The organism is Geodermatophilus chilensis, from assembly GCF_002802985.1.
GTDB classification, from domain to species: domain Bacteria; phylum Actinomycetota; class Actinomycetes; order Mycobacteriales; family Geodermatophilaceae; genus Geodermatophilus; species Geodermatophilus chilensis.
In genome coordinates, this window is record NZ_NVPT01000333.1 from 1 (window position 1) to 1,610 (window position 1,610).

At 77.6% G+C, this 1,610-nt stretch carries 2 protein-coding genes; both read right to left on the reverse strand.

All coding sequences use genetic code 11. From position 1 onward, the window contains the following. A partial coding sequence (locus CNO22_RS26945; protein WP_100502286.1) for a hypothetical protein occupies positions 1-194 on the reverse strand: 194 nt, incomplete at its 3' end. Further along, on the reverse strand, positions 191-1,610 hold a 1,420-nt coding region (locus tag CNO22_RS26950; protein ID WP_232807396.1), incomplete at its 5' end, for a hypothetical protein. The genes CNO22_RS26950 and CNO22_RS26945, both read right to left, overlap by 4 nt.

Sequence of the window (1,610 nt, forward strand, 5' to 3'; positions counted from 1 at the left end):
AGATGTGTATAAGAGACAGGGCGGGGGGTGGCGGCCCAGCGCAGCAGCGCCACCACACCCCAGCCCGCCGCCAGACACCACGGCAGCCGGGTGACGACGTCGTGCACGCCGAGGTCGCCCCGCAGCCCCAGCGCGAGCACCGGCAGGGCCAGGAGGAAGGCCACCGCCAGCACGTCCCAGCGCAGCGGACTCATGCCCCCGAGGTCTCCAGTCGCTCGCAGAGCAGCGAGGCCCAGCGGTGAGCGGTCGCGCGCGCACCGTCGAGGAGGGCCACGGGCGTGGAGGTGCGGCTGAGCACCGCGGCGGGGTCAGCGGTCAGGTCGGTGTCCTGGACCATGAGCGCGTCCACGCGGGGCAGCGCGTCCAGCCACGGGCCGACGTCCTCGGGCTTGCGGGTGGCCTCGACGACCGCCCACACGCCGACCGGCGCGAAGACCGCGACCATCTGCTCCAGCCAGGCGCCGCCACCGGCACGCAGCGGGACGTCGACGGCGACGATCGTCAGCGCGCTTGACCGGTCGGCCTCCTGCTTGCGCTCGAGGGCCGTGTCGATGCTGGTGATCCGGTTGCTGCGCGGGGCCAGCGCGGCGAGATCGCCACGGGAGGCCCACTGCAGCTGCTCGCCGTCCAGCCGCATCGAGGCGGCCACCGAGCGGGCGGCGACGAGGGTCTCCACGCCCGGGCCCACGACCAGCAGCACCTCGCCCGCCCCCAAGGGCAGCGGGGGAGCGGCCGGCAGACCGGCGGCCAGCGCGCGGGTCAGAGCCGCGTAGGCACCGACCCGGGCGACCTCCACGGCGAAGTCCTCGCCGAGCAGGCGCTCGGGCACGCCGAGCTCCAGCAGCTCGACGATCAGGGCGTCCTCGGCGGCACCGGGCAGCGGTCCGCTGTTCCCACCCGACGTCGACCGCCCGCGCACCGACGGCACCACCATCGGCGCGGAGCGGCGCCAGGCGGCCGCGCGCTTGTCCACCGGCAGCCGGGTCACGGTGGCCAGGCGGGCCTCCGCGGTCGGCGGCGCGACCCGGGCGACCGTCTGTCCCGTGGCGCGGCCGATCGCCGGCGGCACCGGCGGGCGGCCCAGCAGCGGCGGGACGGCCAGCGCGCTGCCGGGCGCCGGCGGCGGCAGCAGCGACAGCGGCGGGAGGATCGTGGTGGCGTCGGCGGGCAGCGGCAGCGGCGCCGGGTCGCTGGCGGTCGCGGCCAGGACCTCGGCCTCCACCTCCCACTCGTCGGCCTCGGCGGTCGCGTCGACCCACACCGGGATCTCGGCGGTGTGGGCCTCCGCGAAGGAGTCACCCCACGCGTCGTCGGCCGCGGCGGTGTCGTCCTCGGCCGGCGAGGAGCCGGCGAGCACGCCGCGCAGCAGCTGGGTGAGCGCCGCGTCCGAGGTGTCGTGCGCGAGGGCCGCGCGCAGCACCTCGGCGATCGCCTCCTCGCGGGAGGTGATGGGCCCGGTGCTGAAGTCCGGCTCGTGCACCCACTCGGGCACGGGGACCGGCCCGGGCTCCGGCGCGGGGGTCGGCACCGGGGGGACGACGGCGGGCGCGGGCACCGGCGGGACGACGGCAGCCGGGGCGGGCGCAGGAGCGGTGCCCCAGAGGATGTCG